Source organism: Alteromonas sp. Mac1 (assembly GCF_001562125.1).
GTDB classification, from domain to species: domain Bacteria; phylum Pseudomonadota; class Gammaproteobacteria; order Enterobacterales; family Alteromonadaceae; genus Alteromonas; species Alteromonas stellipolaris.
The window spans coordinates 1,640,209-1,663,393 of record NZ_CP013932.1 but is presented as its reverse complement, the minus strand read 5'-3'; the positions used below and the strand labels follow the sequence as shown (position 1 = coordinate 1,663,393).

The 23,185-nt window shown below is 44.1% G+C and carries 26 protein-coding genes; 22 read left to right on the top strand and 4 right to left on the bottom strand.

Annotated elements, in window-relative coordinates:
- Positions 1-312: 312 nt before the first annotated feature.
- Complete coding sequence (gene rluC, locus AV939_RS07050; RefSeq protein ID WP_057796195.1) at positions 313-1,257, top strand: 23S rRNA pseudouridine(955/2504/2580) synthase RluC; 945 nt, start codon at positions 313-315, stop codon at positions 1,255-1,257.
- Positions 1,258-1,344: 87 nt separating this feature from the next.
- Positions 1,345-1,992: an HAD-IIIA family hydrolase gene (locus tag AV939_RS07045; protein WP_061997407.1), complete on the top strand. Its 648-nt coding sequence runs from the start codon at positions 1,345-1,347 to the stop codon at positions 1,990-1,992.
- Positions 1,993-2,026: 34 nt separating this feature from the next.
- On the opposite strand, the gene AV939_RS07040 is transcribed toward AV939_RS07045, so the two are convergent.
- Entirely contained in the window at positions 2,027-2,674 is a 648-nt protein-coding gene (locus AV939_RS07040) for a Maf family protein (RefSeq protein WP_061997406.1), read from the bottom strand.
- 326 nt (positions 2,675-3,000) lie between these two features.
- Here AV939_RS07040 and yceD point away from each other — a divergent pair, with 326 nt between their 5' ends.
- From yceD to AV939_RS06970, 14 genes are all read left to right on the top strand, one after another.
- The gene (gene yceD, locus AV939_RS07035; RefSeq protein WP_061997405.1) at positions 3,001-3,534 is read left to right on the top strand and encodes a 23S rRNA accumulation protein YceD; all 534 of its coding nucleotides are present in this window, start codon (positions 3,001-3,003) and stop codon (positions 3,532-3,534) included.
- 3 nt (positions 3,535-3,537) lie between these two features.
- A complete protein-coding gene (gene rpmF, locus AV939_RS07030; protein WP_013784462.1) occupies positions 3,538-3,708 on the top strand; it encodes a 50S ribosomal protein L32 in 171 nt (56 codons plus the stop codon).
- A gap of 15 nt (positions 3,709-3,723) precedes the next feature.
- On the top strand, positions 3,724-4,749 hold the full coding sequence (gene plsX / locus AV939_RS07025; RefSeq protein ID WP_057792382.1) for a phosphate acyltransferase PlsX: 1,026 nt from the start codon (positions 3,724-3,726) through the stop codon (positions 4,747-4,749).
- Complete coding sequence (locus AV939_RS07020; RefSeq protein WP_057792381.1) at positions 4,746-5,711, top strand: beta-ketoacyl-ACP synthase III; 966 nt, start codon at positions 4,746-4,748, stop codon at positions 5,709-5,711. Before plsX ends, AV939_RS07020 begins: the two co-directional genes overlap by 4 nt.
- A gap of 72 nt (positions 5,712-5,783) precedes the next feature.
- Positions 5,784-6,713: an ACP S-malonyltransferase gene (fabD, locus tag AV939_RS07015; RefSeq protein WP_057792379.1), complete on the top strand. Its 930-nt coding sequence runs from the start codon at positions 5,784-5,786 to the stop codon at positions 6,711-6,713.
- A gap of 9 nt (positions 6,714-6,722) precedes the next feature.
- Positions 6,723-7,463 (top strand): 3-oxoacyl-ACP reductase FabG, encoded by a 741-nt coding sequence (gene fabG, locus AV939_RS07010; RefSeq protein ID WP_057792377.1) that lies wholly within the window; start codon positions 6,723-6,725, stop codon positions 7,461-7,463.
- Positions 7,464-7,662: 199 nt separating this feature from the next.
- Positions 7,663-7,902: an acyl carrier protein gene (gene acpP / locus AV939_RS07005; protein ID WP_013784457.1), complete on the top strand. Its 240-nt coding sequence runs from the start codon at positions 7,663-7,665 to the stop codon at positions 7,900-7,902.
- Between the two features lie 86 nt (positions 7,903-7,988).
- Positions 7,989-9,227 (top strand): beta-ketoacyl-ACP synthase II, encoded by a 1,239-nt coding sequence (gene fabF, locus AV939_RS07000; RefSeq protein ID WP_057792376.1) that lies wholly within the window; start codon positions 7,989-7,991, stop codon positions 9,225-9,227.
- Between the two features lie 119 nt (positions 9,228-9,346).
- Positions 9,347-10,282: an aminodeoxychorismate lyase gene (pabC, locus tag AV939_RS06995; protein WP_061997404.1), complete on the top strand. Its 936-nt coding sequence runs from the start codon at positions 9,347-9,349 to the stop codon at positions 10,280-10,282.
- Positions 10,266-11,309, top strand: coding sequence for an endolytic transglycosylase MltG (gene mltG / locus AV939_RS06990; RefSeq protein ID WP_061997403.1), 1,044 nt, complete (start codon positions 10,266-10,268; stop codon positions 11,307-11,309). Before pabC ends, mltG begins: the two co-directional genes overlap by 17 nt.
- 21 nt (positions 11,310-11,330) lie before the next feature.
- Positions 11,331-11,948, top strand: coding sequence for a dTMP kinase (tmk, locus tag AV939_RS06985; RefSeq protein WP_057792370.1), 618 nt, complete (start codon positions 11,331-11,333; stop codon positions 11,946-11,948).
- Positions 11,948-12,844 (top strand): DNA polymerase III subunit delta', encoded by an 897-nt coding sequence (locus AV939_RS06980; RefSeq protein WP_057792368.1) that lies wholly within the window; start codon positions 11,948-11,950, stop codon positions 12,842-12,844. Before tmk ends, AV939_RS06980 begins: the two co-directional genes overlap by 1 nt.
- Positions 12,845-12,887: 43 nt before the next feature.
- Complete coding sequence (locus tag AV939_RS06975) at positions 12,888-13,667, top strand: TatD family hydrolase (protein ID WP_061997402.1); 780 nt, start codon at positions 12,888-12,890, stop codon at positions 13,665-13,667.
- Positions 13,668-13,686: 19 nt separating this feature from the next.
- A complete protein-coding gene (locus AV939_RS06970; protein ID WP_057792364.1) occupies positions 13,687-14,244 on the top strand; it encodes a pyridoxamine 5'-phosphate oxidase family protein in 558 nt (185 codons plus the stop codon).
- Between the two features lie 163 nt (positions 14,245-14,407).
- Here AV939_RS06970 and AV939_RS06965 read toward each other — a convergent pair whose 3' ends face one another.
- The 3 genes from AV939_RS06965 to AV939_RS06955 form a co-directional block, all read right to left on the bottom strand.
- Positions 14,408-15,043 (bottom strand): SDR family oxidoreductase, encoded by a 636-nt coding sequence (locus AV939_RS06965; protein WP_057792361.1) that lies wholly within the window; start codon positions 15,041-15,043, stop codon positions 14,408-14,410.
- Between the two features lie 182 nt (positions 15,044-15,225).
- Positions 15,226-18,189 (bottom strand): ligand-binding sensor domain-containing diguanylate cyclase, encoded by a 2,964-nt coding sequence (locus AV939_RS06960; protein ID WP_061997401.1) that lies wholly within the window; start codon positions 18,187-18,189, stop codon positions 15,226-15,228.
- A 162-nt stretch (positions 18,190-18,351) separates the two neighbouring features.
- On the bottom strand, positions 18,352-20,175 hold the full coding sequence (locus tag AV939_RS06955) for a M2 family metallopeptidase (protein WP_061997400.1): 1,824 nt from the start codon (positions 20,173-20,175) through the stop codon (positions 18,352-18,354).
- 309 nt (positions 20,176-20,484) lie between these two features.
- Here AV939_RS06955 and AV939_RS06950 point away from each other — a divergent pair, with 309 nt between their 5' ends.
- The 6 genes from AV939_RS06950 to AV939_RS06930 all read left to right on the top strand — a co-directional run bounded on the left by AV939_RS06950 (position 20,485) and on the right by AV939_RS06930 (position 23,176).
- Complete coding sequence (locus tag AV939_RS06950) at positions 20,485-20,814, top strand: hypothetical protein (RefSeq protein ID WP_057792355.1); 330 nt, start codon at positions 20,485-20,487, stop codon at positions 20,812-20,814.
- Between the two features lie 110 nt (positions 20,815-20,924).
- The gene (locus AV939_RS20485; protein WP_082746037.1) at positions 20,925-21,107 is read left to right on the top strand and encodes an SEC-C metal-binding domain-containing protein; all 183 of its coding nucleotides are present in this window, start codon (positions 20,925-20,927) and stop codon (positions 21,105-21,107) included.
- A gap of 118 nt (positions 21,108-21,225) precedes the next feature.
- Entirely contained in the window at positions 21,226-21,735 is a 510-nt protein-coding gene (locus AV939_RS06945) for a M23 family metallopeptidase (protein WP_057792353.1), read from the top strand.
- A 14-nt stretch (positions 21,736-21,749) separates the two neighbouring features.
- Positions 21,750-22,259 carry an RDD family protein gene (locus AV939_RS06940; protein ID WP_197427696.1) on the top strand — a complete coding sequence of 170 codons (510 nt, stop codon included), beginning with the start codon at positions 21,750-21,752 and terminating at the stop codon, positions 22,257-22,259.
- Positions 22,260-22,349: 90 nt separating this feature from the next.
- The gene (locus AV939_RS06935) at positions 22,350-22,808 is read left to right on the top strand and encodes a methyltransferase family protein (RefSeq protein WP_061997399.1); all 459 of its coding nucleotides are present in this window, start codon (positions 22,350-22,352) and stop codon (positions 22,806-22,808) included.
- Positions 22,799-23,176, top strand: a complete 378-nt coding sequence (locus AV939_RS06930) for a DUF1294 domain-containing protein (protein ID WP_061997398.1) — start codon at positions 22,799-22,801, stop codon at positions 23,174-23,176. The genes AV939_RS06935 and AV939_RS06930 overlap by 10 nt, the downstream gene beginning before the upstream one ends.
- The last annotated feature ends 9 nt before the right edge of the window (positions 23,177-23,185 follow it).

Sequence of the window (23,185 nt, the reverse complement as noted above, 5' to 3'; positions counted from 1 at the left end):
ATTGGAACGTGACGCTGTTCTTATGGATAACAAAAGTGGCGAAATAAGCGGGTAACGAATTAACCAGCTCTAAATGCTCACTATGTTAAATGTTGTTTTTCACCGGCATGATTTGGCCGCGTAAAATACAGTTTTTATTATGGCATCAAAGGTTCAATTTAAGCAAGGCGTGAGGGGTAAATAAGCCCAGATAATGCGGTTTTTCTGTGCTAAATGCTCGTTTAGTATCAAAAGTAGTCAAAGGGTTTTATTTTTAAGGCACATCAAAGTTTCTGTATCGGTCTGCTTTTGCATTGCGTTATAATGAAGTCTATGAAAGAACAAACCCAACAATCAGTCCGTTTCGTTACCGTTGAACCCGATTTAGCAGGGCAACGTGTAGACAATTTTTTGCGCACCCAATTAAAAGGCGTGCCCAAAAGTATGATTTATCGCATCTTGCGTAAAGGTGAAGTGCGCGTAAATAAGGGTAGAGTAAAACCCGAATATAAACTCGTTGCCGATGATGTAGTGCGTATTCCGCCTGTACGTGTATCAGAAGGAACACCAGGCCCATCGCCCAAACTCGATAAAATTGCAGCGCTAGAATCTCAAATATTGTTTGAAGACGAGCGCATTATTGTAATTAATAAACCTTCAGGCATTGCTGTTCATGGTGGCAGTGGTTTGAGCTTTGGTCTCATTGAAGGCTTACGCGCACTGCGCCCCGATGCTAATTTTATGGAATTGGTGCACCGTTTAGACAGAGACACCTCTGGCTGTATTTTAATTGCTAAGAAACGTTCGGCGCTTCGTCATATGCATGAGCAGTTGCGTACCGGTAAAATGGATAAGCGCTACCAAGCATTAGTGGCAGGGCAGTGGCCTGAAAACCGTTTTAAAGTAAAAGCGCCACTTCGTAAGAATGTGTTGCAGTCTGGTGAACGCATGGTGAGCGTGAGTGAAGATGGCAAGCCATCCGAAACCCGTTACCGCATATTGCAAAAATTCGACACCGCCACTTTGGTAGAAGCTTCACCTATTACAGGTAGAACCCACCAAATCCGAGTTCACTGTTTACACGCTGAGCATCCTATTGCTTGCGACCCTAAATACGGTGATGCCGAGTTTGATGAGTCTATGCGTCAAAAAGGGTTAAACCGCTTATTTTTGCACGCACATAGCATTTCGCTAATTCATCCTGGCACAGAAGAGCGGGTTAAATTTACCGCACCGTTAGATGCCACGTTAACCAATACCTTAAAAGCGTTGTCATAAGGCTTTTAGGGTATTCGGTAAATTTACTTATTAATTAAGTTCTATTTATTTATATAAACTCTCTGATACACAAGGAACGCGGTAACTATGCGCTATAAGTTGGTTATTTTTGATTGGGACGGCACCTTAATGGACTCTGCCGATAAAATTATCAACTGTATGCAGATAGCAGCAAAACACTGTGACATGCTTGTTCCTAGTGCTGATGCGGTGAGTCACATTATTGGTATTAGCTTAAAACCCGCTATTAAGCAGTTATTTGATATTGATGATGACGCCCTAGCTGAGCGTTTAGTACTGGCTTATAAAGAGGCCTTCGTCAGCCATGACGCTACGCCATGTCCGTTATTTAATGGTGTACAAGAATTGTTGTCAGCATTAAAAGCAGAGGGGGCTACCCTTGCTGTAGCAACAGGGAAAGCGCGTAGAGGTCTTGATCGGGCATGGTCGCAAACCGAAACTGGCCACTTTTTCAGTGCATCACGGTGCGCTGACGATGCCCAGTCGAAACCGTCACCTGACATGTTACTGCAAATTTTAGACGAGCTAAAAATTAGTGCCCAAGATGCAGTTATGATTGGCGACACCACCTACGATATGCAAATGGCGAAATCTATTGGTATGCGCAGAATAGGGGTTTCATATGGGGTGCACGCACAAGTTCACCTTGAAGCATTGGCGCCCGAAACCATTGTGCATTCCATTGGTGAACTTCAGCAATTTTTGCTTCGCTAGTTTAGCGTTCTATAGCAAAGCAAATCTTCAACCGCTAGGCTTTGGCAGTAGCTAGGTCTAGCAAATCGATATTAAAATGTCTGTCTAACATATTATGCAGCAGCATCACGGGAAGCCCTATTAAAGTATTAGGATCGCGGCTGGTAATTCGTTCGAACAATAAGGCACCCATGCCTTCACATTTGAAGCTCCCCGCGCAATCAAGTGGCATTTCGGCTTCAACATAAGCGCGTAGCTGCGCTTCTTTATGGCTACGAAAATACACACAGGTTTCTTCGGCTCGGGTAATGGTGTCTAAATTACTAGTAAGAATATCGGGTAGGTCTTCATCGTCTTCTGCTTTACACAGACTTATCGCAGTGTAGAAATACACCGATTTCCCCTGGCACATTTTTAATTGCGCTACAGCATTTTCAACTGTGCCGGGCTTGCCTAATATGACCTTGCCATCAGGTCCTTCTACAGAAGCAACTTGATCACTTCCAATTACAATTCTCCCCGGCTGTTGTTGGGCAATTTTTTTTGCTTTTTCGAACGCTAAACGTTTGCACAACGCAAGGGGTGTTTCATCGGGTAGGGGAGTCTCATCTATATCTGGTTTGCTTATTTCAGCTTGAATGCCAATATTCGACAATAATTGCTGGCGGTACTTCGATGATGAAGCTAGAACGAGTGTGGTCATACTACAAAACCTCAATCTTACATTAAGTGTTAATTAACCGAATTACGCGTTGCGTATCCTCTAAAGAGTAATCACAACTTACCCTAAATATAGCGTGTTTTAATAAACGAGCGTAATCCCGTTTGCCAACTTGGGTATTTTCAACAATACGCTATTTTGCCTACCGCCCTATGTTTTAGACTCATCATGTTCTTTTTACTTGTTATTTGGTGCTATTCCCTTAAAATTCGGTTTATGAAAAGAAGTACAAAATCGCTAAATTATTATACAAAAACGCCCATTAAATCTTTGACAGTGGGATGTGGAATCTATAGAATGCGCGCCCTATGCAGAAAGTGAAACTCCCTCATACGGTCGAACCGACCAGCAGCGCTATGAAACGTTCCGATTATCGGGGTGTTCTTGTGTCTGAAGATATGGAACGATTAAGTGGGGCTGTTGTCCGATGTAGTGAATATGTGGACGTTGATGTGCAGTTCAAAAAAGACGAGCAGGGTCTTACTGTATTTCACGGCCATTTAGGCACTCAGGTAACACTTCTCTGCCAGCGGTGTAATGGTGAATTTGATACCACACTTGATGTGGGTTTTTGTTTTACTCCAGTGCAGGGAGAAGAACGAAATGAAGAAGATCCAATACCCGAGGCTTACGAACCGGTAGAGGTCAACGACCACGGAGAAGTTAATCTGCTTCAGATATTTGAAGACGAGTTACTTTTATCTTTGCCCATCGTACCCCTTCATGCAGAGGAGGAGTGCTCAGTGAAAAAAGATGATATGTCATTTGGAAAGATTGAACCGGAACAAGAGCGAGAAAACCCTTTCGCGGTTTTGAAAGAACTTAAGCGAGACCAGGAGTAAGTTATGGCTGTACAAAAAAATCGTAAAACGCGCTCTAAGCGTGGTATGCGTCGTTCACACGATGCATTGACTGCGTCGACTTTGTCTGTCGACCCAACGTCGGGTGAAACACACCGTCGTCACCACGTGACAGCTGACGGTTACTATAAAGGCAATAAAGTAGTCGGCGCGTAATACGGCGTCTACATTTTGTCTAAGCTAACCATCGCGTTAGATATCATGGGGGGCGATCATGGTCCCCCTGTTATCCTCTCTGCGGCTGTAAAAGCCATTGAACTTCATTCTGACGTTCATTTTTTGCTATGCGGCGACCAAGCCGTTATTTCCCCAGCAATTCAAAATCTCACTGCTTCTCAACGAAGTCGGGTAACTGTATCTCATTGCGACCAAGTGGTTGAAATGGGTGAGGCGCCTACCTCTGCGTTACGAAATAAAAAACGCTCTTCAATGCGTCGTGTGATTGAATATGTTCAAAGCAACGAAGCCGATGCGTGCGTAAGTGCAGGCAATACAGGTGCGTTGTTAACCTTATCGTTTTACTTACTAAAAACCTTATCGGGTATTGATAGACCTGCGCTTATCAGCATGATGCCCACCGCGAGTCATCATAATGTTTTCTTGCTCGATTTAGGCGCGAATGTTAATTGCACGCCTGAAATTCTATTTCAGTATGGTGTGATGGGATCGGTGTTAGCGCAAGAAGCAGCAGGCATTCCTTCTCCTCGTGTTGCGTTACTAAACGTGGGCGAAGAAGATATAAAAGGGAATGCGTACGTAAAGTTAGCCGATCAACTCTTCAAAGATGCACCAGGTATTAACTATATTGGTTATGTAGAAGGTGACGACATCTTTACCGACAAAGCCGATGTGGTGGTGACTGATGGTTTTACCGGCAATGTTGCGCTTAAATCTAGTGAAGGGCTGGCTAAGTTGGTTATCAACGAAGTGAAGCGCCAGTCACAAAAGAACTTTTATACGCGGCTAATGGCCAAAATTGCTTTTCCATTGCTCAAATCTATCTATAACAGCGTGAACCCCGACCAGTATAATGGTGCGAGTCTGATAGGATTGCGCGGCATTGTTATCAAGAGTCATGGAAATGCATCTAAAGACGCCTTTTATTACGCCATTGTGCAAGCAATGAAAGAAGCAAAGATGCGAGTTCCAGACAAGATAAAAACGAAGATAGAAACGGTTTTATTGGAGCAGCTTTGAGCAAATATTCTCGATTTATCGGTACCGGAAGTTATTACCCTAGTGATATACGAACCAATGCCGATTTGGAAGTTATGGTTGATACCAGTGATGAATGGATCACTGATAGAACCGGTATTAAAGAACGCCGAATTATAGGTGCCGAAGAAACCGCTGCGACCATGGGGGCAGAGGCAAGTAAAAAAGCCATAGAGATGGCAGGCATCGACCCTCAATCAATTGACATGATAGTGTGTGCTACTACTAGCGGACGCTATGCACTTCCTAGTACTGCCTGTGAAATCCAGCGCATTTTAGGTATTAACGGTATTCCTGCATTTGATGTGGCTGCTGCTTGTGCAGGTTATTGCTACGCATTAAGTGTGGCCGACCAATACATCAAATCAGGCATGGCCAAGCGTATCTTAGTTATAGGTACAGATTGTCTTAGTCGCCTGATAGCGCCTGAAGACCGCACTATGGTCATTTTATTTGGCGATGCTGCCGGTGCCACTATTATAGAAGCCAGTGATGAGCCGGGTATTTTATCAACTCACATTAACGCTGATGGCTCTTACGGCGATTTACTTTACGTTGGTAACCCAACCCGTGGTGATGAAGCATCGGTTCACGAAAACTGGGGCGTGATGCGCGGAAACGAAGTTTTCAAAGTTGCCGTGAACAAATTGTCTGAAGTGGTTGAGCAAACCCTTGCGGCCAACAATATGCAAAAATCTGATCTGGATTGGCTAGTGCCTCATCAAGCGAATTTCAGAATTATCAAAGCGACAGCAAAAAAACTAGATATGTCGTTAGAACAAGTGGTGGTGACGTTAGAGAAATACGGTAATACCTCGGCTGCCACAGTACCCACAGCACTAGACACCGCTATTCGCGATGGTCGTATTCAGCGTGGGCAACATTTATTATTAGAAGCATTCGGCGGCGGTTTTGCGTGGGCATCTGCGCTGGTACGATACTAGTTTCTTCTATTAATTTTATTGAATTCGTTGCATTCAAAAACCCGTTGTTTATAAAAAATATAAGGAACAACAATGACAAAAACAGCCTGCGTCTTTCCTGGGCAGGGCTCACAATCAGTGGGCATGCTTAAAGAGTTGGCCGACAGCTATCCTTCGGTTTTAGATACCTTCAAAGAGGCTTCAGACGTATTAGGTTACGATCTTTGGGATCTGGTACAAAATGACGCCGATGGGAAACTGAACGAAACCCATATCACTCAGCCCGCTTTGCTTGCAGGTAGTGTTGCCACTTGGCGCGTACTAGAAGCTCAAGGCATTGAAGTGAGCTACTTAGCGGGTCATAGTCTAGGTGAATATTCTGCGTTAGTGTGTGGCGGTGCCATGTCATTCGCCGATGCGATAAAGCTGGTTGAAGCTCGTGGACAATATATGCAAGAGGCGGTGCCTGCGGGTGCCGGTGCTATGTATGCCATTATTGGTTTAGATGACAACACCATTGCTAATGTGTGCCACCAAACGGCGATTGCAACAGGTGATGTAGTGTCTCCGGTTAATTTTAACTCGCCAGGTCAAGTGGTAATTGCGGGCGAAAAAGTGGCCGCTGAGCAAGCTGCTGCTGCATGTAAAGAAGCGGGTGCTAAGCGAGCGCTTCCACTAGCGGTAAGTGTGCCTTCGCATTGCGAACTTATGCGCCCTGCTGCTGACAAATTAGAAGACGCGCTGGCGACATTAAACGTTCATACCCCTGCAATCAATATCATTAATAATGTTGATGTGACCATTGAAACTGACGGTGCATCAATAAAAAGTGCGTTGGTACGCCAATTATATTGCCCTGTACAGTGGACGCGTACCGTTGAGTACTTGGCTGCCGCAGGTGTTGAACGCATCATTGAGGTAGGCCCAGGTAAGGTACTTACAGGATTAAATAAACGCATTAATAAAAGTTTAGAATCCATTGCTGTAAACACGCCCGAAAGTGTGGAAGCATTAAAACAATAAGGAAACGCTATGAGTCAGTTAGAAGGCAAAGTAGCACTGGTAACAGGCGCAAGCCGAGGCATTGGTAAGGCTATTGCTAGTCAGCTTGCAGCGCAGGGTGCTACGGTTGTGGGCACAGCTACAAGTGACAGTGGTGCAAGTGCAATTACTGAATATTTATCTGAATTTGGTGGCAAAGGTATTGCACTAAATGTTACCGATAAAGACAGTATAGATGCTATAATCAAGGAAATTAATGACACCTTCGGTGGCATTGATATTTTGGTTAATAATGCAGGTATTACCCGTGATAACTTGTTAATGCGTATGAAAGATGACGAATGGCAAGACATCATTAATACCAACCTTACAGCCATTTTTACGCTGTCAAAAGCGGTACTTCGCGGTATGATGAAGAAACGCTTTGGTCGTATCGTAAATATCGGTTCTGTGGTGGGTAGTTCGGGTAATGCTGGGCAAGCAAACTACGCAGCAGCGAAAGCAGGTGTTATTGGTTTTTCGAAATCTATGGCACGTGAAGTGGCTTCTCGTGGTATAACTATTAACGTTGTTGCGCCTGGTTTTATCGATACTGACATGACAAAATCATTGACGGACGATCAAAAAAGCGCAATTTTTAAAGATATTCCTGCTAACCGTTTAGGTGAACCTGATGAAATAGCAGCCACTGTTGCCTTTTTAGTGAGCAGCGGTGCAGCCTATATTACAGGCGAAACTATCCATGTAAACGGTGGTATGTATATGGGTTAAATTCACGAAAATTGTGAATTTAACTGTGTTTGGGGTGGATTTTCCCCGAACTTGGATGTAAAAATAGAACATTAAGAATTTGGGATGTCGCTGGTTTGACCAGAAAGTTTGTTTAAACTGGTGCTTGCAAGCTTGTACCTTGCAAAATAAACTAGCGGCACTTTGACTATCTAGTGACGTTTAAGGGAAACCTAGAATTATGAGTAACATTGAAGAACGCGTTAAGAAAATTATCATTGAACAACTTGGCGTAAAAGAAGAAGAAGTAAAAGCTGAAGCTTCATTCGTTGATGATTTGGGCGCAGACTCACTTGACACTGTTGAGCTAGTAATGGCGTTAGAAGAAGAATTCGATACTGAAATTCCTGACGAAGAAGCAGAAAAAATTACTACTGTTCAGTCAGCGATTGATTACATCAATGCTAACAAAGACGCTTAAGTCTTCGTTATAGTAAATTAAAAAACGGCTCTCTTTAGAGCCGTTTTTGTATTCCCACCTTATTGGTTCCAATGCGAGGGCTTTTTGTGACAAAACGTCGCGTAGTGGTTACTGGTCTTGGCATGCTTTCACCTTTGGGTCTTTCTGTAGATGAGACTTGGCGTCGTCTGTTAGCAGGCGAAAGCGGTATTGGTGAAATCACCCATTTTGATTGCAGTGACTATTCCACCCGTTTCGCAGGTCAAGTTGATAACTTCGACCCGCAGGAATATATAGAAAAAAAAGAAACGAAGAAAATGGACAGGTTTATTCAGCTGGGTATTGCAGCGGGTAAACAGGCTATGGCTGATTCGGGCTTAACGATAACTGAAGAAAATGCACACCGAGTAGGTGTAGCTATTGGTTCAGGCATCGGTGGGCTAGAGCAAATTGAACAAAACCACACCAAATTAATGAATAGCGGTCCTAAGCGCGTTTCTCCATTTTTTGTACCTTCCACTATCACCAACATGATTTCTGGCTTTTTGTCTATCATGGAAGGGCTTAAAGGGCCAAACCTAAACGTGGTGACGGCATGTACCACTGGTGTGCATAACATAGGTATTGCTGCGCGTACTATCGCGTATGACGATGCAGATGCCATGCTTGCAGGCGGTTCAGAAGCGTCTATTACCCCATTAGGTATTGCTGGTTTTGCTGCGGCACGTGCATTGTCTGCTCGAAACGACGATCCTCAAGGCGCTAGTCGCCCTTGGGATAAAGATCGTGACGGTTTCGTCATGGGCGAAGGCGCTGGTGTAGTAATGCTAGAAGAATACGAAGCGGCGAAGGCTCGTGGTGCAACCATTTACGCTGAACTTGTTGGTTTTGGTATGAGTGGCGACGCCTATCATATGACATCACCACCTGCTGACGGTGAAGGTGCGGCGGCTTCAATGAGTAACGCTATTCGCGATGCAAAAATTGAAAGCAGTGAAATTGGTTACGTTAATGCTCACGGAACATCAACACCAGCGGGTGATATTGCTGAAGTTGCAGCGGTTAAACGCGTGTTCAACGAACATGCGCACAACATGCTAGTGAGCTCTACTAAGTCGATGACTGGTCATTTACTTGGTGCAGCAGGCTCTGTAGAAGCTATTTTCACCATATTGGCACTACGTGACAAAATGGCACCGCCAACGATTAATTTGGATGAGCCAAGCGAAGGATGCGATTTGGACTTCGTAGCAAATAAAGCAAAAATGTTTACTTCAGACTATGCGCTGTGTAATTCATTTGGCTTTGGTGGTACTAACGGTTCGCTTATTTTCAAACGAATTTAAGCCCAAACAATCGTTTGGACACCCTTAGTTATTGATTAAAGGCAGCGCAAGCTGCCTTTCTTGTTTGCGCACAACAACTTGGTATACTGCACGGCAGACGTTAATTATTAGAGCTAGTTGTGAAAATAGTCGCAAACACCGACACCACATCGTCAACCCCTTCATCTTCCGATGCAATTGCCTTAAACGACAGGGCACTGAACTATGGTGATGGCGTTTTTACTACCATGTGCGTTAGCCATGGAAAAGTAGAGCTACTGTCTTTTCATCTTGCTAGGCTAAATCATGATGCCAAAGCGTTAGCCATTTCCCTCGACATGGCTGCACTGATACAGGCTATTGATGAGTATGTGAGTTCGCTTACTGCATCACTTGAACATCCCAACATTAAAAAGGTAATGAAGATCCATGTATCTTCAGGAGAGGGCGGTCGTGGATACGCACGAGATAGCCAAGCGCCGGCCATTGTTCGGTTCTCCACCCATGTGTATCCGGCACATTATTCTGACCTTGCCGCTAGTGGTTTAACCCTTATAAACGCGAAAACACCCCTGGCAATACAGCCTTTACTTGGTGGCATTAAACATATGAACCGGTTAGAGCAGGTATTGGTTAAGCGTGAAATTATTGCGGCCAATGCCGATGATGCCTTAGTGTTCGACACGCAAGGGCGCGTTATTGAGGCCAGTGCTGGTAACGTATTTTTTCAAACTGACAGCGGTTGGCACACGCCTAAGGTAAACAACTGCGGTGTAAATGGTGTTGTGCGTCAGTGTATATTAAGTATGTTGCAACCAAGCTCGTCAAAAGGCAGCGACATAAGCGATAACGCCTTGGTCGTTCACGAAGGCGAATACACTCTGGCTGATGTAGCCAATGCCAAGGCTCTAGTGATCACCAATGCCTTAATGGGCGTAATACCCGTTAATAACGTTGTGCTAAACAACGGAAAAACTGGCGATGAGTTAGCATTTGATGCGTCTCATGAAGGGGCAAAGACCCTCGCTAGGTTAGTATTAGATAAAATTCAGGAAGATCATGCGAATAGTTATTAGCATTGGGATAATGCTGGCGCTTGTAGTGGGTGCAATTACCTTTGGCGTTTTATATGTAAATGGGCAAGCTTCATCGCCCTTGTCGATTTCTCAACCCCAGCTTTATACGGTAGAAAAGGGCAGTAGCGGATATAAAGTGGTAAGGGATCTTCGGGCGCGGGATTTAATCGATAGCCCTGAATTAGCCACCAAGCTTTGGCTTAAATTCTTTGCGACCAATACCCATGTGAAATCGGGTACATACCGTTTAACACCTGGGCAATCATTGCGCGAAGTGTTTGCCACATTAAGCCGTGGCGAAGAGCATTATTTTGCGGTGAGCTTGGTAGAAGGGCTTACACTAAAAGAGTGGTTGGTTACGCTAAACGCGCAATCTGAGCTTATCAACGACGTCACCTTCGAGCAGGTTGAACAGACGATTAAAACCACAAGCCAGTTAAGCGAGGAAAAGGCAGCTTTAACGCCGTGGGTGAATGACGCTAGCAGCGCCGAAGGTTTATTTTTAGCCGACACGTATTTTTTTACCGCGAATACTGCGGCCAGTAGCATTTTAAAACGTGCCCACAAGGCTATGTTAGATTATGTTGAAACCCAGTGGCAGCAACGGCAAGCAGATTTGCCATTGAACTCACCGTACGACGCCCTAATATTGGCAAGTATTATTGAAAAAGAAACCGCGGTGAGCGCAGAGCGAACCAAAATTGCGGGCGTGTTTGTGAACCGCCTACGTAAGAATATGCGTTTACAAACGGATCCCACCGTAATTTACGGCATTGGTGATGCGTATGATGGTAATATTACCCGTAAGCACCTTCGAACGCCCACACCTTACAACACGTATACTATTAAAGGTTTGCCGCCCACGCCTATCGCGATGGCGGGTAAAGAAGCCGTTTGGGCCGCATTAAACCCGATGGAAACCGATGCTTTGTATTTTGTTGCGAGGGGTGATGGTAGCCACGAATTTTCGTCTTCGCTAGCTGCTCATAATGCGGCTGTGCGAAAATATCAGTTAAATAGAAAATAAAAAGTCCAACAACGAATAATTATGAACGGAAAGTTTATTGTAGTAGAGGGCCTTGAAGGGGCCGGAAAAAGTTCAGTGATTGGGCTTATAGTAAAGCAATTGCAAGATGCAGATATTGCGGTTGAGCAAACACGCGAGCCAGGCGGTACGCCTATGGCTGAGGCCATTCGCGAGTGCGTTAAACACGACTGGAACGAGACCGTAGCCGAAGAAACAGAACTACTGTTGATGTATGCGGCGCGAGTGCAGTTATTAACTAACCGTATTCTTCCAGCGTTAGATGCAGGGAAGTGGGTAGTCGGTGACAGGCACGATTTGTCTTCACAAGCCTATCAAGGCGGTGGTCGTGGCGTGAGTGCTGATACCATGAGTGCCATTAGCAAAATAGCACTTAACGGTTTTAAACCTAATTTAACCTTGTACCTAGACGTTGAGCCAGCCATCGGCTTAGAGCGCGCTAGGGGCAGGGGAGAGCTTGATCGTATTGAACAAGCAGGCTTGGCTTTTTTTGAGCGTACCCGTGAACGGTATTTAAGCCTAGCAGCACAAGATGACAGTATTGTAGTGATTAATGCCATGCAAGCTATGGAAGATGTGCATAAAGACGTGATCACAGCCGTGCAGGAGTATCTTTCTTAATGCAATCTGGGCAAATGCTACCTTGGTTCTCTGATACCTATAACGAATTGCTTGTACGCTATTTTAATAACAAGCTGCATCATGCGCTGTTATTTATTGGCGCTAAAGGTATTGGTAAAGCGAAGCTGGTTGCAGGGCTGTCGGACACCCTTTTGTGTAAAAAACCAACACCGCAAGGTGCGTGTAACGCATGCCAAAGCTGTCATTTGCGCCTTGCTGGCAATCACCCCGATTTTTACGTGCTAGAAAGCGAAAAGCAGTTGGGCGTGGATAAAATTCGAGAAGGTATTGCCAAGTTAAGTGGTACGGCGCAAATGGGTGGCAATAAGGTACTGGTGATCCCTGTGGCCGATAGCATGACAGAGGCCGCGGCTAACGCACTCTTGAAAACCTTAGAAGAGCCCACCAATAATACATACTTGCTGCTAATCACTGACAGCCTGAACAGAATAATGCCTACCATATTGAGCCGATGTGAAAAACATTCGCTGGGTTTGCCTGATGTGCAAAGTAGTTTGGCCTATTTACAGCAACAAGGCGTACAAGATGCCAGTGAAGCGTTATTAGAAGCCTATGGTTACGCGCCACTTCGTTTAGAAGCTGCACTTAATAGCGAAAGCGATTTTAATTATCGTACCTTCACTGACGGTATGGGCGCATTACTTGCTAGTTCAGGAAGTCAGCAGCTTTTAGCTCTTGCTAATAAATGGCAAAGTGATGCTGTTCAGGTAGCAACGTGGTGCCAACATATGGCCCATAAAGCGTATGTAGAACGCCAACAAGTGCAAGATTACGCGCGTTATCGCGCCTGCGTAGAGGCAGTTAAAACCTTACAGCACCCAGGGGTGAATAAATCCATGGTGTTGGTCAGTATTTTAAAACAATTTCAGCGCTAGGCCACGTTGTTAGTGGGTTAGCCGTAAAAAAGATAGGTATATTTTGTTCGTAGATTCACATTGTCATTTAGACAGATTAAAGCAATCGCCAGAAGAATTGGCAGAAACTCTAAACTTTGCGCGCACTCGCGGTGTAGAGCACTTTTTATGTGTGTGCGTATCGGTGAGCGATTACGACAGCATGTTAGAAACCGTAAAAGACTTCGCTGATGTCTCTGTCTCTTGTGGCGTACACCCTCTTCACCAAGAAGATGCATGTACTTACCATGAGTTACTTGAAAAAGCGCAAGACGATGCGGTAGTAGCGATTGGTGAAACAGGCTTAGACTATTTTTATAGCCCTGAAAGCAAAGAGGTTCAGCTAACCTCGTTTGTTGATCATATTAAAGTCGCCAATGAAACGAAAAAGCCGCTAATTATTCATACTCGTGATGCCCGTGGCGACACCATTAATTTGCTGCGTGAGCATAAAGCTAGCCATACAAAAGGCGTGCTGCATTGCTTTACCGAGTCCCTTGAAATGGCGCAGGCCGCCATTGAAATGGATTTCTACATCTCTATTTCTGGCATCGTCACGTTTAAATCTGCCAGTGAATTACAAGACGTTGTAAAAGCGGTTCCTCTTGAGCGATTATTGATTGAAACCGATTCCCCTTGGCTAGCCCCAGTACCCCACAGAGGTAAACAAAACCAGCCGGGTTATGTGGTAGAAGTCGCGGAATTTATTGCCGAACTAAAAGGTATATCGGTGAAAGAATTAGCGCGTATTACCACTGAAAATTTCTACACTTTGTTTTCACTTGCCCAACGTAAAGCCGCTTAAGCGACCGGAGAGTTTAAAAATGCCGCAGTGGCGTACAGGGTTAACAAAAAGCTTACACGCTAGCAGAAGCATGCCTGAGAGCCGTTATTTTCAGTTGGCAACCGCAGACAAAGACGGTGTGCCATACTGCAGAACCGTGGTGTACCGAGGCTTAAGTGACGACAACAAATTAATTGTTATTTCAGATACCCGTACCGAAAAATACAACCAATTGTCGCAGCAGGCGAAAGCGCAGGGCTGTTGGTATTTTTCTAAAACTCGTGAGCAGTATCGATTTAGTGTAAATGCGACTATAGTGACCGAAAGCGAAGATAGGCCAATAATAGAGGCGCATTGGGCAAAATTGTCTGATGCGGGTAAGAAGCAGTTTCTATGGGGCGAGCCAGGCACGCCACGAAACAATGGCTTACCGCTTCAGATTGCAGGTGACTATTCTGTGGCCCCTGAACATTTTTGCGTAATTTTGTTAGACATTTTCAATGTGGACTATTTGAATTTGCGTGGTAATCCACAGTATCGCGAGTTACATCGTCGTGACGAAATGGGTAACTGGATTAGCCAGTCTATTGTTCCCTAACGCAGTACATTGAATGCTAGCGCAGCGCACTGAGCTTAAGCAGTACACTGAGCTTAAGCAGCACATTGAACAAACAGAGTTAAATCAAAATAATAAAAAACGCCAGCAAAATTGCTGGCGTTTTTAATTTTACCGTTAGCTTTTGTAGCTTACTTATATTTACTTACTCAAAGATTTTCGAGATTGGCGTATCGCCTTTAAACAGATAAGTCGTCACATTACTTGTGTCGCTGCGATTAACTGCCTCCACAATAGCCGTAGCCACATCTTCTCTAGGAATAACAGCATCGTCTTGGTTGTCTGGCATATCAGTAGACACCAAATGCGTACCTGGCTCGTTTAACAAAGTACCTGGGCGCAAAATGATATAAGGCACGCCACTATTCATTAAATGCTCGTCAGCCATATGCTTAGCAACTAAATAAGGCTTAATGCTAGAGCTTACTGCGTCTGGATCGCCAGCACCTATAGAACTTACCATCACAAATTTAGGGGTGTTAGCTGCCTTGGCATAGTTTGCCGCGTTTCGCGCAGCCCATAGGTCGATAAGAAGCGTTTTATCATCGCCCGAATTACCGCCGCTGCCCGCAACGAATACCACACAATCTGCACCCTCGAAATGCTCAGAGAAGTCTTTTTCAAGATCTTGCTCTTTCACTACGAGGTTGTCGTTTTCAAAATCGTCTAGCTTCTCAGGGCTTCGCACAGGGGCCACCACGTGGTGACCTGCTTCAAGTAATTTCCCAGTAGCCTGTTTACCAATTTGGCCTGATGCGCCAATGACAAGAACCTTAGCCATAAATGTTACCTCCATGATTGAATATGGTTATTCATAAGCGTGGGAGGGAATTTCGATCACACTGTACGATGAGTTTCATCATACTGCGCTGGTCAGCGTAAGGGCGTAAATTGATTACTAGGCAGCAGAGTGGTTAACAAAACGAGTGAAAATAAGGGCTAAAGCAGCAGGTTAATATCGCGCTATTTTACAACAGCATTACGCCCCTCAACTTTACCTCTGTAAAGTCTTTTATCAGCAGCGTGTATGCATTGCTCTACGCTATCGCTTTCACGAATATCTGCAATTCCTGCGGTAATCGTCACATTTACATCATGTCCTTCGCAATGAAATGACGTTTTCTCAACAGCTTTTCTCAATTTTTCACCTACCCAATAGCATTCATGCACGTTAAGCTCGGGCAGTAGGATCAGAAATTCTTCGCCACCCCAACGACAAATAACGTCAGAATTTCTCAAGTTCGTACGAAGCAGTTCAGCTATTTTAACCAATATAAGATCGCCAACATGATGACCGTAGGTGTCGTTAATTCGTTTAAACCAATCAATATCCACGATAAGTAATGAAAAGGCTTGTGCGTAACGCTCGTAACTGTCCCAAGCCTCGTGAGCTCGGCAGGTAAAGTAGCGCCTATTTTTCAATCCGGTTAACGAATCTTGACTCGATAATTGTGTTAATTTTTCTACCACGTCTTCAAGATCTTTGGTTTTTTCTTCTACCATTTTTGCTAGCGCAACCGAACGGTTTTTAAGGGTTTGAATACGCCACCATACAAGTAGCGTTAAAAGCAGAAAAGCCGATAAAAAAATGGCACTTCGCCATACAGGTTTATCCCACCATGGGGGAACAATCCTGATTTGGAGCGTGGCTTCATTTGGGCTCCACACTTTTTCTTTGTTCATCGCTCGAATAATAAGCGTGTAATTCCCGGGGTCTAAATTCGTGTAGGTAACCGCGCGGCGGCGATGATCCGTAAAGCGCCACTTATTATCAAACCCAGATAATAAGTAGGCATAACTTACTTCGTTAGCACGTGTAAAATCGAGTGCCGCAAATTCTACAGAAAAGGAAACATTGTTTGAACTAAGTACCAATTCTTCAATATTGGTATTCGGGTAGAGGTTTTCTGACCCACTGCTTTGCTCATTAATAATTTCAATATGCGATATATTAACTTTAGGCGACCAAGGCTGTTGTTTAATATCAGTGGGCTTGAAGCGAGTGAGACCCTTTGGGCTACCCATAAATATAGTGTCGCCCGTGGTTTTCACGGCGGCGCCTATGTAGTAGCCCGCTTCACTAACACCATTTTGTGCCCCAAAATATGAAACGGATGACAGGGTAGAATCGATATGGGCTATACCTACCGTTGTGGAGACCCATAGCTCGTTTTCTTGATCTTCAATGATAGCGCCAACTGAGATGTTACTTAAGTAACTGTCTGCTTCTATCTGGGAAAAAGACACCGAGGAAATCTCGTTATCCTCAACCGCCATAAAATAGATGCCGTTTGCCTGGGTGCCAATCCAATAGCCGCCACGTATAGACCGAGAAACCCAAGTCACTACTGCGTCTTTAGGGAAATTAGTGTTACTTTCACCTATATTGCGTATTTCACCCGTAAATTTGTTGGCAAAATATAGGCCCGATATGCTGGCCAGCCATGCGCTCTCGTTATTTTCAAACACAATACGAGTGGTAAGTGAGATTGGCCATTGGCGAATGACTCGGTTCTCGGAAGGGCGATACACAAAAACACCATCGCTGTAGCCGCCGTACCAAACATCACCATCGGCATCCACGTTGAGGGTATAACCAGCCTTGCCCTTCAATGCCACCAAATCTAGTTGTTCACTGGCAGTATTTAATTTGGCAAGCCCCGCGCGAGTAGATAGCCAAACTGAGTCTGACTGCTTATCGTAATGTACTGTTAAAAGCTTGTTTGAAGATAACTTACCTTCGGACTCAATCATCGAGGTATAGGGTCCGCTGACCTTGCCAGAATGATAATTGTAATGCCAAAGGTTCTCTTCTGTAGCAAGCCATAAGGCGTTATCGGAATGGGTAGCAATACCAGAGATATTGTTACCAATAGCTGCGCTGGTTGAAAAGTTCGACAGTACCGGGTTGTGAATAGAAAACCCATTATCGCGCGACCCCGCCACAATGGCGCCAGCTTCCGTTTGATACAGCGATGTAATGTAATTATTTGCGAGTTTCGATTGAGAGACCGATAACGACACAATCTCAGATGCTTCTTTAGCAGGAATGATGTTTACTCCGCCGCTGGTGGCAATCCAAATATTGTCGTTGCGCTGAAACAACACGCTTAGCACATCATTAGATGAAAGGCCTCTGCTTTCATCAAAACAGGTGGACACGGAAAAATCATTGCTAGCAAACAAAGGGTAACGACACAGACCGTTAGAGCCAGAGCCAATCCACAAACTCTCGTCAGCAGCCAGTGCCATCAAGGTTAAATTTGTACCCGCCAGTTGCTGAAGCTCTAAGGTATTGAAAGCGGAATTAAGCTTGTATAATCCCGATGTTGAGCTAAGCCAAACATGACTATTTCCATCAATTACGATGTCGGTAAGTGTACTGGTCACATTATCTAGGACTGCAACTTGAACCAATTTGTTCAGTAGCGTTGAAAAGCGATAAAGCGCGCGACCACTGATCACCCAAACGTTACCACTCTTATCGATTTTTATGCGTTTGATTAAGCCGGCTTTTATTTTGCTGGAAACCGATATAGGGAAGTGTTCGAATGTTTCCGTTGCAATATGAAACTTGCTAACGCCTGCAATAGAGCCAACCCATAGATATTCTTTGTCTAACGAAGGTTCAATTTGAAAAGTAGTAACGGTGTTGAGCCCATCAGACTCAGTCTCTTGCCATTTACCAAAATGCTTAAATTCGTTTCCATCAAACCTGTCGATCCCCGACTGGGTTGCCAGCCAGATATAACCGTCTTTATCTTCTGCAATATCTAAAACCGATACTTGCGATAAGCCTTCTTCGATTGAGAAGCTTTTAAACACGGGCAGGGGGAAGTCAGCAGCACGAGATGTGGCTACCAAAGAAAAAACGATAGGTAATAACATAGTGGCGGTAACCAGAAATCTTACCACTACAAACTTCATAAATACGCTCAGGAATAAGGATCAAGCGCTACGATATACTAGGGTCAGCCTAGTAAAAATGGGACATAAGTATTAATTTTGCACGAACAAGATATAAGTGCTGAAAAAAAAGAACCTCGATTAACGAGGTTCTACTATTAAATCATTTAGTTGGCTAAAAAATTACCATCCACACTGACGCGTCGCATTTTGCTCATCTAACCACGTTTTTAGCGGTGCAAAGTAGTCAGCAATGGTACTTGCATCCATTTCAGGTGAGCCAGTAAGAGTTTCTAACGCATTTTGCCATGGTTCACTTACGCCCATTTCAAGCATGGCGTTTAGCGCGGTACCCGCTTCCTCACTGTTATAAATAGAACAGCGATTAAGTGGGCCTTCGTCACCGGCAATGTCACACAAGGCTTTATGGAACTGGAATTGCAAAATATGCGCTAAGAAGTAGCGAGTGTAGGGCACGTTAGCCGGAACATGATATTTAGCGCCTGGGTCAAACGCATCTGCAGGCCTGTCTATCGGAGCCTTTACACCTTGGTACTTTTCTCTTAATTCCCACCAAAGTGTATTGTATTGCTCAGGCGATACTTCACCGGCCATCACTTTCCAGCGCCATTGATCCACCATCAAACCAAATGGAATAAAGGCAATTTTATCTAGCGCCACCTGCATTAGCATGCCTATGTCGTTAGACGCATCTGGGATCTCGTCAATCAAACCAATTTCTTTTAAGTACTTAGGGGTAATCGACAAGGCAATGGTGTCGCCAATCGCTTCATGGAAGCCATCGTTAGCTGAACCGCGATACAGCAAAGGCTGGTCTTTATAAGCACGTTGGTAATAGTTGTGACCCAGTTCATGATGAATAACGTTAAACTCTTCCCCCGTTTTTTGAATACACATCTTAATACGTAAATCGTCTTTGTCATCTAAGTCCCATGCTGAAGCGTGACACTGTGCGTCGCGGCCTTCAGGTTTTTGGAACATAGAGCGCTCCCAAAACGTATCAGGCAGCGGCGCAAAGCCCAATGACGAAAAGAAAGATTCAGCCTGTTTTACCATTTTTATTTCATCATAGCCCTGAGCCTCGAGCGATGAAGTAACATCGGGTACTGACATTTCTTGTTCAGGCTTCACGATATCGTAAACGTTGCCCCAGGTTTGCGCCCACATATTGCCTAACAAGTGCGCTGGAATTGGTTGGTCTTGAGGAACCAATTCTTCACCATAATGCTCACCTAACTTAGCACGAACGTGGCAGTGCAGCGATTCGTAGAAAGGCGCAACTTGTCCCCACAACCTATCAAGTTCTTTCGGGAAGTCGTCGGCTGGCATATCGTATTTACCGCGCCATAGTTCGCTCACATTTTGAAAGCCTAATTCAGCAGCACCTTCGTTAGCCAAATTTACCTGTTGTTCATACAGCGGCTTCATAGGCACAGACACTTCGCGCCAACCTTTCCAGTACTCTAGTAAGGTGTCGGCATCGCGAATAGTCGCCATTTCACTGCTCATTTCTACCAAGCTTTTACAGGTGCCATCTTCCATGCAGTACTGGCCGGAACCATACATTGCACTTAGCTCAGAACCAATTTTAGCAAGTTGTTCTGCTTTCGCCGGATCTGAAGGAGGTGGCATGGTCAGCCCGTTTTTAAGCAGGTTAAGTTGACGACGGGTATCTTCATCAACTTCAACATCGTTAAATTTAGCCGCTTCTTTGGCTAACACCGCTACTTTGGTGGACAGTACTTCATTGAAATAGGCACTTACTGCGGCGGTATCAAAATTGATGTTAGTAGCGTAACTCCACTCGGCATGAGCGGCTGGTACCTGCATTTTACTAATATCGTTTTGCGCATTAATAAGAAATTCTTGCGCATCTTGCGCGGTAGGTGCCGCAGGTATTGTTTCAGTTTTGCTAGTGGCTTCACCGCAACCTATTAGCGTAATGCTAACTAGTGCTGCGACGATAGTGCGTTTAGTTGAAAACATAAGTTTGCTCTTGTCGTTGTTGTTTTTATGTATTGGGGAGTACATATATTCTAGCGTTATATTTTGGAGTGACTAATACGCTTTGTAAAACAAATTTGCAACAAAAAGCGATGTTTCCATTTAGCTAGTGTAAAGGCTTAGCCTGCTACAGCTAATTCTAGATATTGACTGATAAGCCGTATTTACCATGTGAAATTTTGTTTTAATTTAAGAGGGCAGAAGGTAACCTTTGTTTTTCCACCTTAGTAGGCAAAACGCCGCTGTCAGTTGACTACGTGTTATAAGCCAACGGTAATTTCAGGAATTTAAATGAATGTAGAGGTTAGCTTTAGGTTTCTATCGCTCAATAAATTGCAAGCCCACACGTTAGAAAGAGAGGTTGCGAATTCATCTGCTCGCTATGTTGAAGACAAAAATTGTTATGTGGGAACAATTCCACTTACCGAAGATATCTTTGATCCATTGATGATTTTCTTCGAACGTCAACAAATTGCACTTTCCAACTGCGATATTTTTTTATCGGTGCTTAGCAGTAAAGACACCAACATCGTTGATGTTCCTACTTCGGTCAACAAGATGCTAAAGCATATTAACTGCAAGCTAGTATTCTCATACGCAGCAGCGAGTAACGATCTTTAATGACAAAAGTGGGTCGAGCATTTCAGGGCTGTACTGGTTTATGTCTGCATGAATATTTCTCGCAAATTTGATAAAATCTGTGTTTTCCAACATTAAAAATTAGAGTAGTGATGACTGACAATACAAATAAGCATAGCGCTAGTACCTTTGAAGAATCTAGCACGGGTTGTACTAACACAAGTTGTTGCCCACCCAAAAGCCCCATTACTCGTTCGGCACCAAAGATTGGTCGCAACGATCCTTGTCACTGCGGTAGTGAAGTTAAATTTAAGAAGTGCTGCGGTAAGAACTAATTCATCGTTTTTCAACTATTAATAGAGCCTAGTGTGCGACTATGAGTAAGTGGAAGTTCGATTGCAGACCTCAACGCATAACAACACTTACCAGCTACTGGGTTCATAAGGTTCAATAATGAGATGGATTTTGTTGGGGCTATGCGTAGTGATACTGCTTGGCTTTGTTATACCAGAGCCGCGAATTATTCCCGTAGACAACGCCAGTTCCGCTGATTGGAACAAAGACACCTTTTGGTATGAACCCTGGGGCAGTTCGGGGGTCCATAAAGGTATCGATATCTTTGCTCAGAAAGGCACCTCGGTGCTGGCAACCACACATCAACTTATCCTCTATCAAGGTCAAAAGCCTAAAGGCGGCAATATAGTACTTGCCTTGGGGCCTAAGTGGCGGCTGCATTACTATGCGCATCTTGATTCAATAGATGTTGATGGCATTTCACTGCTTTTTAGTGGTTCGAAAATTGGTACAGTGGGCTCAACAGGCAATGCTCAAGGAAAAGCGCCCCATCTTCATTACAGCATTGTGGCGCTGTTTCCCCATTTTTGGCTTGCCGACGAGTCGACGCAAGGGAGCAAGAAAGCGCATTATTTAGATCCAATATTGTACCTAAGCGCAGCTGATTGAAAATGGAGATATAAATGAGTAATACGGGCCTCTCAGATACTGGCGCTGAATATAAAACAGAATACGAAGAAGATCATGTGTATGCAGGTTTTGGGATCAGATTTGGCGCATCAATTATTGATACATTACTTTTATTAGCGGTAACCTTTCCACTACTGCATCTAATTTATGGCAAGGGATATTGGACCGCTGAAGACACTGTTGTAGGTATATTTGATGTCTTAATTAGTTATGTTCTACCTTTAATCTCCACAATATTATTTTGGGTATATAAATCGGCCACCCCAGGCAAAATGGTGCTTAAAGTAAAGGTCGTTGATGCTAAAACGGGAAGTGCGCCCACGATACGCCAGTCTATAATTCGCTATATAGGGTATTACGTTTCTATTTTACCCCTAGGCTTAGGCTTTTTATGGGTATTATGGGATACCAAAAAACAAGGATGGCATGACAAAATGGCTAGCACGGTTGTTATTCGACCTAAAAATAAAGGTGTTGAGCCGGTACGCTTTGACAAAAAGTAACGATAGATATTTGTGCGAGCGAGGCCATGGGTATAGCTAATATACTCGCACGGCTGCTTTTAAATTACGTATTAGCCACAAGGAAGTTCGATGAAGCTTGAGCAAAAAATCCCGCCAGTTGTTGTCTTTTTCATAGCGGTTATTTTAATGTGGATGACAACCAAGGTTGCAGGTTTCTTGAGTGTTTATCACCCCTTCAAGATACAGTCGCTAATACTCTGTGTATTGCTGGGGGTAGGGTTCGCTTTACTGGGGGTTACTTCGTTTAAAAAACACAAAACTTCCGTGAACCCTATAAAAACAGATCGTGTGGTTAGTTTGGTGACTTCAGGTGTGTATCAATACAGCAGAAACCCTATGTATGTAGGTATGCTTCTGTGTTTGGTTGGTATTGGGCTTTACACATCCAACCCGCTTAATATTCTCTTCATTGTGCTATTTGTGTGGTACATGAATAAGTACCAGATAACACCTGAAGAGGCATTTCTAACCGATAAGTTTGGCGCCAGCTATACCGAATATATGAAAACGGTTCGCAGATGGCTGTAAGCAAATTCGGCATATTCATCACGCTTACATTTTGTACCACGTTAATAGTAGTAACGTTTCTGAATTTATTGCCAATAGAGGTGGTATATCTATATATCACCACCAGCGTTATTACTTTTGCTATGTACGCTTTTGATAAATCGGCTGCACGCAATGGTAAATGGCGTATACCAGAAATTCGCCTTCACGTTTTGAGTCTACTGGGAGGCTGGCCTGGCGCTTATTATGCGCAAAGAAAGTTAAGGCATAAGTCGGCGAAAGTTTCATTTAAGCGAACCTATTGGGCTACAGTGGCCGTAAATTTAACTGCGTTTATTTGGCTTTTTAGTGAACAAGGTAAGCACTTAATGAATGGAATTTTTGCTTAATGTATAGGT

Coding starts and splice junctions, on each gene's coding strand:
- rluC (WP_057796195.1), top strand. CDS start 313: ATGAAAGAACAAACCCAACAATCAGTCCGTTTCGTTACCGTTGAACCC.
- AV939_RS07045 (WP_061997407.1), top strand. CDS start 1,345: ATGCGCTATAAGTTGGTTATTTTTGATTGGGACGGCACCTTAATGGAC.
- AV939_RS07040 (WP_061997406.1), bottom strand. CDS start 2,674: ATGACCACACTCGTTCTAGCTTCATCATCGAAGTACCGCCAGCAATTA.
- yceD (WP_061997405.1), top strand. CDS start 3,001: ATGCAGAAAGTGAAACTCCCTCATACGGTCGAACCGACCAGCAGCGCT.
- rpmF (WP_013784462.1), top strand. CDS start 3,538: ATGGCTGTACAAAAAAATCGTAAAACGCGCTCTAAGCGTGGTATGCGT.
- fabD (WP_057792379.1), top strand. CDS start 5,784: ATGACAAAAACAGCCTGCGTCTTTCCTGGGCAGGGCTCACAATCAGTG.
- fabG (WP_057792377.1), top strand. CDS start 6,723: ATGAGTCAGTTAGAAGGCAAAGTAGCACTGGTAACAGGCGCAAGCCGA.
- acpP (WP_013784457.1), top strand. CDS start 7,663: ATGAGTAACATTGAAGAACGCGTTAAGAAAATTATCATTGAACAACTT.
- mltG (WP_061997403.1), top strand. CDS start 10,266: ATGCGAATAGTTATTAGCATTGGGATAATGCTGGCGCTTGTAGTGGGT.
- tmk (WP_057792370.1), top strand. CDS start 11,331: ATGAACGGAAAGTTTATTGTAGTAGAGGGCCTTGAAGGGGCCGGAAAA.
- AV939_RS06980 (WP_057792368.1), top strand. CDS start 11,948: ATGCAATCTGGGCAAATGCTACCTTGGTTCTCTGATACCTATAACGAA.
- AV939_RS06970 (WP_057792364.1), top strand. CDS start 13,687: ATGCCGCAGTGGCGTACAGGGTTAACAAAAAGCTTACACGCTAGCAGA.
- AV939_RS06965 (WP_057792361.1), bottom strand. CDS start 15,043: ATGGCTAAGGTTCTTGTCATTGGCGCATCAGGCCAAATTGGTAAACAG.
- AV939_RS06960 (WP_061997401.1), bottom strand. CDS start 18,189: ATGAAGTTTGTAGTGGTAAGATTTCTGGTTACCGCCACTATGTTATTA.
- AV939_RS06955 (WP_061997400.1), bottom strand. CDS start 20,175: ATGTTTTCAACTAAACGCACTATCGTCGCAGCACTAGTTAGCATTACG.
- AV939_RS06950 (WP_057792355.1), top strand. CDS start 20,485: ATGAATGTAGAGGTTAGCTTTAGGTTTCTATCGCTCAATAAATTGCAA.
- AV939_RS20485 (WP_082746037.1), top strand. CDS start 20,925: ATGACTGACAATACAAATAAGCATAGCGCTAGTACCTTTGAAGAATCT.
- AV939_RS06945 (WP_057792353.1), top strand. CDS start 21,226: ATGAGATGGATTTTGTTGGGGCTATGCGTAGTGATACTGCTTGGCTTT.
- AV939_RS06940 (WP_197427696.1), top strand. CDS start 21,750: ATGAGTAATACGGGCCTCTCAGATACTGGCGCTGAATATAAAACAGAA.
- AV939_RS06935 (WP_061997399.1), top strand. CDS start 22,350: ATGAAGCTTGAGCAAAAAATCCCGCCAGTTGTTGTCTTTTTCATAGCG.
- AV939_RS06930 (WP_061997398.1), top strand. CDS start 22,799: ATGGCTGTAAGCAAATTCGGCATATTCATCACGCTTACATTTTGTACC.